The 7,719-nt window shown below is 43.8% G+C and carries 9 protein-coding genes and 1 riboswitch; all 9 genes read left to right on the forward strand.

The window, feature by feature from the left end:
• The first annotated feature begins 216 nt into the window (after positions 1-216).
• A riboswitch (purine riboswitch) is annotated at positions 217-313 on the forward strand.
• Positions 314-332: 19 nt separating this feature from the next.
• The 9 genes from HMPREF2983_RS06335 (at position 333) to HMPREF2983_RS06375 (ending at position 7,582) form a co-directional block, all read left to right on the forward strand.
• Positions 333-1,679: an MATE family efflux transporter gene (locus HMPREF2983_RS06335; RefSeq protein WP_070667426.1), complete on the forward strand. Its 1,347-nt coding sequence runs from the start codon at positions 333-335 to the stop codon at positions 1,677-1,679.
• A 351-nt stretch (positions 1,680-2,030) separates the two neighbouring features.
• Complete coding sequence (gene rsmA / locus HMPREF2983_RS06340; protein ID WP_070667419.1) at positions 2,031-2,828, forward strand: 16S rRNA (adenine(1518)-N(6)/adenine(1519)-N(6))-dimethyltransferase RsmA; 798 nt, start codon at positions 2,031-2,033, stop codon at positions 2,826-2,828.
• On the forward strand, positions 2,825-3,301 hold the full coding sequence (locus HMPREF2983_RS06345; RefSeq protein WP_018919409.1) for a GAF domain-containing protein: 477 nt from the start codon (positions 2,825-2,827) through the stop codon (positions 3,299-3,301). Before rsmA ends, HMPREF2983_RS06345 begins: the two co-directional genes overlap by 4 nt.
• A gap of 45 nt (positions 3,302-3,346) precedes the next feature.
• Positions 3,347-3,907, forward strand: a complete 561-nt coding sequence (gene frr / locus HMPREF2983_RS06350; RefSeq protein WP_070667420.1) for a ribosome recycling factor — start codon at positions 3,347-3,349, stop codon at positions 3,905-3,907.
• A gap of 8 nt (positions 3,908-3,915) precedes the next feature.
• Complete coding sequence (rsgA, locus tag HMPREF2983_RS06355; protein WP_070667421.1) at positions 3,916-4,848, forward strand: ribosome small subunit-dependent GTPase A; 933 nt, start codon at positions 3,916-3,918, stop codon at positions 4,846-4,848.
• A gap of 87 nt (positions 4,849-4,935) precedes the next feature.
• Positions 4,936-5,439 (forward strand): STM3941 family protein, encoded by a 504-nt coding sequence (locus HMPREF2983_RS06360; protein WP_070667422.1) that lies wholly within the window; start codon positions 4,936-4,938, stop codon positions 5,437-5,439.
• Positions 5,440-5,582: 143 nt separating this feature from the next.
• Complete coding sequence (locus HMPREF2983_RS06365) at positions 5,583-6,086, forward strand: RNA polymerase sigma factor (RefSeq protein WP_070667423.1); 504 nt, start codon at positions 5,583-5,585, stop codon at positions 6,084-6,086.
• Positions 6,083-6,817 carry a trigger factor gene (locus HMPREF2983_RS06370; protein WP_070667424.1) on the forward strand — a complete coding sequence of 245 codons (735 nt, stop codon included), beginning with the start codon at positions 6,083-6,085 and terminating at the stop codon, positions 6,815-6,817. Before HMPREF2983_RS06365 ends, HMPREF2983_RS06370 begins: the two co-directional genes overlap by 4 nt.
• Positions 6,818-6,925: 108 nt before the next feature.
• Complete coding sequence (locus HMPREF2983_RS06375) at positions 6,926-7,582, forward strand: energy transducer TonB (RefSeq protein WP_070667425.1); 657 nt, start codon at positions 6,926-6,928, stop codon at positions 7,580-7,582.
• Positions 7,583-7,719 lie beyond the last annotated feature (137 nt).

Consider the following 7,719-nt stretch of genomic DNA (forward strand, 5'->3'; position numbering starts at 1 on the left):
AATTCATAATGCATAATTTTTAATGTTGAATGTGGAGTGTTGAGTTGTAGTTAATTCATAATGCACAATGTATAATGCATAATTACGAAGTGAGTTATAACTAATTTCTTTGCAAGTTTGGCCTCCCCTCCTTGGGAGGGGCTGGGGGAGGTTATAGGAGGGGCTGGGGGAGGTTCCGCATTTCTCTCTGCTTTCTCTTGCATCTTTCTGTTTTTTTTCTTACCTTTGCCGCGCTGTTATATAGGTCTGTAATGGGTCAGGCGTTTCTACCGGCTACCGCAAATAGCCGTCTATGGCAGTTATTATATAATGTAGAAACAGAAAACAACAAGATGAATCGATTTGGAAAGTACACCGTACAGTATCCTCATTTGGTGCGCCTTGGCGTGCCTATCACCGTGGGACAGCTTGGAACTATTATTCTTGGATTTGCCGATACGCTGATGATTGGCCATCATTCCCTACAGGAATTGGCTGCCGCAAGCTTTGTTACGAATATGTTTACGCTTGCTCTGCTCTTCGGACTTGGCTTTTCCTATGGGCTGACGCCTATCATTGGGAAACTTTACGGGCAGGAAAAGAAGAGTGAGATTGGCGCCGCTTTGAAGAATGGTTTGGCTGCAGGAGCTGTGCTTACTCTCGTGTTAATGGGCGCAATGGGGCTGCTTTATCTCAACTTAAGCAATCTCGGACAACCCGAAGAACTATTGCCTTTGATGCGTCCTTACTTCATTGTGAATCTCATTTCGATACCGTTTGTCATCGGTTTCAACACATTTAAGCAGTTCTATGACGGTAAAACGGAGACCGTAGTGCCCATGACTGTGATGATTTGCGGTAATCTTTTGAACATCATAGGCAATTATCTTTTGATCTATGGTAAGTTGGGTTTGCCCGAATGGGGACTCTTCGGAGCAGGTGTTTCAACAATGGTTTCACGCTTGTTCATGTGTTTGATGCTCGTGATTTTATTCTTTCGTCCTCGCTATTCGGCTTATCGGAGAGGCTTTATGCAGGCAAGTGTCAACACCAAGGACTTCGTTTATCAGAACAAACAAGGCTGGCCTTTGGCATTACAATTAGGTATGGAGACCGCAGCTTTCAGCTTGTCGAGTGTCATGGTGGGCTGGATTGGCACCGTGCCTCTTGCTGCTCATCAGGTGATGTTGACCATCAGCCAGCTCGGTTACATGTTATATTATGGCATGGCTGCAGCTGTTGCTATCCGCGTGAGCTATTATCATGGACAGAAAAACTATGCAAATGCCGACAATACTGCAAGTGCAGGACTTCAGCTTATTCTGTTGATGGGCGTTGCAATCAGCATTCCTATCTTCCTCTTCCGCCATGTAATCGGCGGATTGTTCACTAATTCCAATGAGGTCGTTGGTATGGTGTCGTTGACGATTATTCCGTTCATTATCTATCAATTCGGCGATGGTATGCAGTCCAATTATGCCAATGCACTGCGCGGTTTGTCGAATGTGAAGCCGCTGATGTTCGTGGCTTTCGTTGCTTACTTCGTCATAACGCTGCCTTTAGGCTATTTCTTCGGCATCTGTCTCGGCGGAGGATTGGTGGGCATCTGGAGCGCTTTCCCCTTTGGTTTGACCATAGCGGGCGTGCTTTACTGGCTCTTTTTCCGCCGCACTTTACGCAGAGAAGCCCGTTTGATTTAGGTCAATAAAACGAAGGATTAATGAGATTAGAACCTAATTTGTTTGCGCACACAATATAATCTTTTTACCTTTGCATCGAAATAATTAAAGGATAACATTTAAAAGAAAGGTTAAGATTATGGTAACGTTAATGGTATTTGCCGTTGTAGCAGTGATGATTGCACAGGCAATTAATTTAAGTAGCAAGCTTCATTAATAGCAGAAGCTGCTCTAAAAAGAAAGTTTTAGAAATTAAATAAAAAGGAATGGCATGTCAGGGAAACTTCCCTGATGTGCCATTTTTTCATGCTTTTATTTTGCATGTTAAGCGATATTGCTTAATTTTGTAACCCGATAAACAACGCAAACTGCATGAAGTTAGTTAAAGCCAAGAAGAACCTTGGACAGCATTTCCTTACGGATTTGAATATCGCCAGGCGCATTGCAGACACTGTCGACGCTTGTCCTGACATCCCGGTACTTGAGATTGGGCCGGGAATGGGCGTGCTTACGCAATACTTAGTGACGAAAGACCGCGAGGTGAAAGCTGTCGAAATAGACAAAGAGTCGGTGGCATTTCTGCATGAGAACTATCCCGAATTGCGTAATAATATCATTGGAGAAGACTTCCTTCGCATGGATCTTTGCAAGGTGTTTGAACGTAGGCCTTTCGTCTTAACAGGCAATTATCCCTATGATATTTCATCGCAGATATTCTTCAAGATGCTTGATTATAAGGATTTGATACCATGTTGTACGGGGATGATACAGCGCGAAGTAGCTCTCCGTATGGCTTCAGAACCAGGCAATAAGGCTTATGGAATTCTCTCGGTTTTAATGCAGGCATGGTATAATGTGGAGTATCTTTTCACTGTGGATGAAACAGTTTTCAATCCACCTCCAAAGGTAAAGAGTGCTGTTATCCGTATGATGCGCAATGAAGTAACCGATCTTGGCTGTGATGAACGACTCTTCAAGCGATTGGTGAAGACCGTTTTCAATCAGCGAAGAAAGATGCTTCGTGTCAGCATCAAGCAGATGTTTTCCAAGGAAAAGCCTGCAAGTGCGGAGTTCCTTACGTTGGATGTGATGACCAAACGTCCCGAACAACTCAGCGTTCAGCAGTTTGTGGAGTTGACTAATCTTGTAGAAAAGGAGCTGTCTGTATGATAATGAGTGCGAAAGAACAAACTTATCAAACGCTTTGCAGACAGATTGAATGTCTTATTTCGGGTGAGAAAAACATCACAAGTGTGCTTGCCAATGTTGCTTCGGCATTGCATTTTGCCTTTCCCGAGCGTTTCTTTTGGACGGGATTTTATTTGGTTTGCGGTGAAGAACTGCAGCTTGGACCATTCCAAGGCACTGTAGCTTGCATGCATATTGCCCGTGGTCGTGGTGTATGTGGAACTGCCTGGGCCGAAAACCGCACACTGATTGTCGACGATGTAGAGGCTTTTCCCGGGCATATAGCTTGCTCTTCGCTTTCCCGTTCAGAAATAGTTGTGCCGCTTCATCGGTCGGATGGCAGTGTCTGGGCTGTCATGGATATTGACAGTAAGCAGCTTTCGGCCTTTGATTCTGCCGATGCTTACAACCTCGAAAAGATTGAAAATATTTTAAGGAAACAGTTGGAAGAATGAAAATTAATATCTAATTTTGTCGTATAGAAACCAAAACAATGAGATATGATAGATGTTAAAGCAACATTAAGTGATGCACAAGAGCGCATGGAAATGGCCGCAATGTATCTTGCAGACGAGCTAACTCACATCCGTGCAGGCCGTGCTAACACGGCAATTCTTGACGGAGTGAAGGTCGATTCCTATGGAAGTAAGGTGCCATTGAACCAAGTAGCCACCGTTTCTACGCCCGATGCACGCACGATTGCCATTCGTCCTTGGGACAAGAAAGCTATTAAAGATATTGAAAAAGCTATCATGGACAGTGATGTCGGCATTACTCCTGAGAACAATGGTGAGGTGATTCGTCTTGGTATTCCACAGCCCACAGAGGAACGCCGCAAGGAACTTGTGAAGCAATGTAACAAGATTGGCGAGCGCACTAAAGTCGAAGTGCGCAATGTCCGCGGTGAAGTGAAAGACAAACTCAAGAAAGCTATCAAGGATGGACTGTCAGAAGATCTCGAAAAAGATGCCGAAAACGATCTTCAGAAGGTTCATGATAAGTTTATAAAGAGGATAGATGAACTTCTCACTGAAAAGCAGAAGGAAATCATGACCGTATAAATAGCACATTGAAAGGCTTCGTTATCAAGAACACCGGCAGCTGGTATTCCGTCAAAACTGATGATGGAAAGGTTGTCGAATGCAAGATTAAGGGCAATTTCCGCCTTAAAGGTATCCGCAGTACCAACCCTGTTGCTGTCGGCGATCATGTGGAAATAGCCCTTAATCAAGAAGGAACGGCGTTCATTACGCACATTGATGAACGCCGTAATTACATTATACGCAAGTCGCAAAATCTTAGCAAACAGAGTCATATCATTGCTGCTAATGTCGACCAGGCGTTTCTTATTGTCACCGTTAACTACCCACAAACCAGCACAACCTTTATTGATCGGTTTCTTGCTTCGGCTGAAGCCTACAGCGTTCCTGTGGTACTTGTATTCAACAAGCGCGACATTCTCTCTGATGACGAGCGGCATTATCAGCAGTCAATGGTTCATCTTTATGAGACCATTGGTTATGAGTGCCGTGAGATTTCGGCTGCAACGGGTGAGGGAATTGAAGGACTTCACAAGCTGTTGAAAGGCAAAATAACGCTTTTAAGCGGTAACAGTGGCGTGGGAAAGAGCACACTTATCAATCAAATTCTGCCTGAAGCAAACCTCCGTACGGCTGAAATCAGTGATGCACACAATACAGGTATGCACACAACGACATTCAGTGAGATGCTCGAACTGCCTGAAGGTGGTTATATTATTGATACGCCTGGCATCAAAGGTTTCGGCACTTTCGACATGGAACCCGAAGAACTTACGAGCTATTTCCGTGAGATTTTCCACTTCTCTAAAGACTGCAAGTTCAGCAACTGCACGCATACTCACGAGCCAGGTTGCGCTGTGTTGAAGGCTTTGGAAGAGCATTATATCGCGCAAAGTCGCTATCAAAGCTATTTGGGAATGCTCGAAGATAAAGACGAAAACAAGTATCGTGAGGCCTATTGAAAGCCAAGGTTCGGGCTGTTCTATAGCCACTTATCTTTCAAGAAATTGCAACATATTCTGTTTAATCCAATAAAATATCACTAAATCATGCGGTTGTTCCTGCGTAGAATAGTTATTTATGTCATACTTGTTGCTTTCATCACCATCGGTATCTGGCTGATTTCAGATGTTCAAGTGCGTGAAAGATACGGTGCGATACAGCCCATTTGCATTGGTATTCTTACGCTTTTGTTCTTCGGCTTGGGTAGTTTGGTGATGCTTTATCGGATTATTCGTTCGCTTTTTACCCACGAACAATATCTTCAATTCACGGATGAGGCTTTGGTAATAGCAGGAGATAAGGTGGCATGGAACGACATACAAGGCTTTCAACTGTTGAAGATCAGCGGTTCGGATATCATCGCTGTAGTCCTGAAATCTCCCGAAACGGTTATCAATCGCTGTCAGAAACCGTGGAAACGGTGGCTGATGAAGGTGAACTATAGGTATTTCGGAATGGTTTATTCGATAGCAGTGATCAACACAAACTTTACGAAAGACGAGCTGTTTCAATATTGTTGCCGTGAGTTAGACAGGCATTCTATGACGTAATCTAACAGCGTTTCTTCTCTCTTTTCAATGCTTTTCCCAAACAATGTGCATAAAAGTATTGAGCAATTTATTATTATTTTTTTCAAAAACTATCTTTACTTTTAAGCTTTTCCAACGTCATTTGAATGAACAGACAATAGAAAATGGACGAAAAAGCCTATGAACAGATAGCCCATCGTGCAAGACCTGAGATCGAAAGTATCGTCAGACGGTTCTTCGCTTCCTTACAGATGGAAGAAGAAATCGACGACGTTGTGCAGGAGGTTCTCATTCTGTTGTGGCGCTATCGTGACCGACTTGACAAGGTGGAAAAGCTTGAAGCGTGGGTCAATCGCGTGTCGCGTAACCAGTGTGTTACACGTTACCGGCAACTCAAACGGCAAGAGAATGTGTCCATTAACGGCCGTGATTTCATCGCTTCTGACAGTGCTTCGGGCACTGTTGATGACGCAGAACGGCGGCAGATGACCAAGCTTTTGTTCAATCAACTGTCCAAAGCTACGCGCCGAATTCTCTATCTTCGCAATGTCGAAGGAATGACTTTAGACGACATTGCCACCATCTGTAACCGTCCGAAAACGAGTATTAAATCCTCTATTTCGGCAGCAAGAAAGCAAATTATAGACCAATTAAAACGGCAGAGATGACACAGAAGAATATTCAAGACAAAGCAGAACGCAGGACTTTAATACAGCGTTTTCTCGATGCGGAGGCCTCTGTTGAGGAGGAAAAGCTGCTTGCAAGCTATTTCTCTGCACATCAACCGGAAGCCGACGAGCGCGATGTTGCCTTACTTTTAGGCGTGCTTGGAACTGCTGATGGCTTTGAGGAAAGCGTGGAAGCTGACCTCTCCGGTGTTTTCGAAGCGGTTGTTCAAGCACATGAGAAAGCACGGAACAGGCGGAAAACTATCATGTGGCTGTCGGGTATTGCTGCCTTATTTCTGTTGCTGTTTGCAATCGGAAAGCATATAATGCGCGGCGATGAAGACCTCCTTTCCACGCTTACTACTGCGGAACAGCAACCTGCAGGACGGCACACTGCACCCTCTTTGCCGGACTCTACGGCGAAAATCATGCTTGAAAATGACACATGTGCAGGTTCCATGAAGTTGGAGAAGTCGTATAAAACAAGGCAAAATGTAGATTCCAAACGTGTGAAAAAAGCAATGAAAGAGCGTCTCTCAACTCCTGAGATGATAGGACAAATCCGCTTTTTAGCCGATATTGCCCTTGAAAGAGATGAGGCAATAGAGATTATCCCCATAGGAAAAGCTGCCGTGGTTACATCGGCAGATGCGGAAACAAACTGCAAATTTCTCGCTATTCCATGCGATGATGAGGGCAACATGCAGTTGTTTGCACTCGAAGATGAGTAAGGGAGCCGATGCGTAGACCGATGAACCGGCAGACAAGTTGACTGCAGGAAAAAAGCCATTCGGTTTTCTCAATATTCAAAAGAAATTCATTTTTAAACATCACGCAATATGAAACGATTTATCTTGACAATCATTTGTGCTGTTCTGTTCGCGGTTTCAAGCAATGCACAGACGGTGAAAACCACCGAAAAATATATCATCGATGGCAAGGAAATAACCAATTTTGACGGTTCACAACTTAAAAACAAGGTGATATTGGACTATAAGATAGAGCCCGATATAAAGTGTTTCGTGCATCGGATAACAACGGCTGACAGCCTGAAAAACCTGAAAGTGAGACTTGACGGTTGGAAGATTGATATCCCAAAGATTTTTGATGAGGGGACGAACAAAGGCAAATATAACTTTATATTCACGAAGCATAAGCTGCTGTATATCGTAGATGGTGTCGTGAAGAAAGACGGATTGAAAGGCATAGAGCCGCTTGATATAACTTCGGTAACCGTTCATAAGCCTGGTTCTAAGGTTGCAGAGTCTTATGGAGAGGCAGGAAAGAACGGCGTCGTCGTTATTAAAACGCGCAAAGAAAAACGCATTGTGTATATCATTGACGGTAAGAAAGTGACGGATGTTGACGTACAGAACTTCTCACCTGAACAGATAAAGAGTGTTGTTGTCATGAAGAAGGGCTCGAAAGCTGCCGTGAAAATCGGTGGGAAAAAGGATGGAAACCAATATGATTACATTTCCATAAAATTGAAATAAAGTCTGTGGCAGAGGCCATGACGAAGTGTCTTGCAGGGTTTAGTCTTCCTGTAAGGCACTTTTTTTGTTCTGAATAATCTCCTATGATGTCGCGTTGTGAATGATATGCAGTTTAAATTAGTAAATGCGACAGTCTC

This window comes from Prevotella sp. HMSC077E09 (assembly GCF_001814685.1).
In the GTDB taxonomy this organism is placed as follows: Bacteria; Bacteroidota; Bacteroidia; order Bacteroidales; family Bacteroidaceae; genus Prevotella; species Prevotella oris.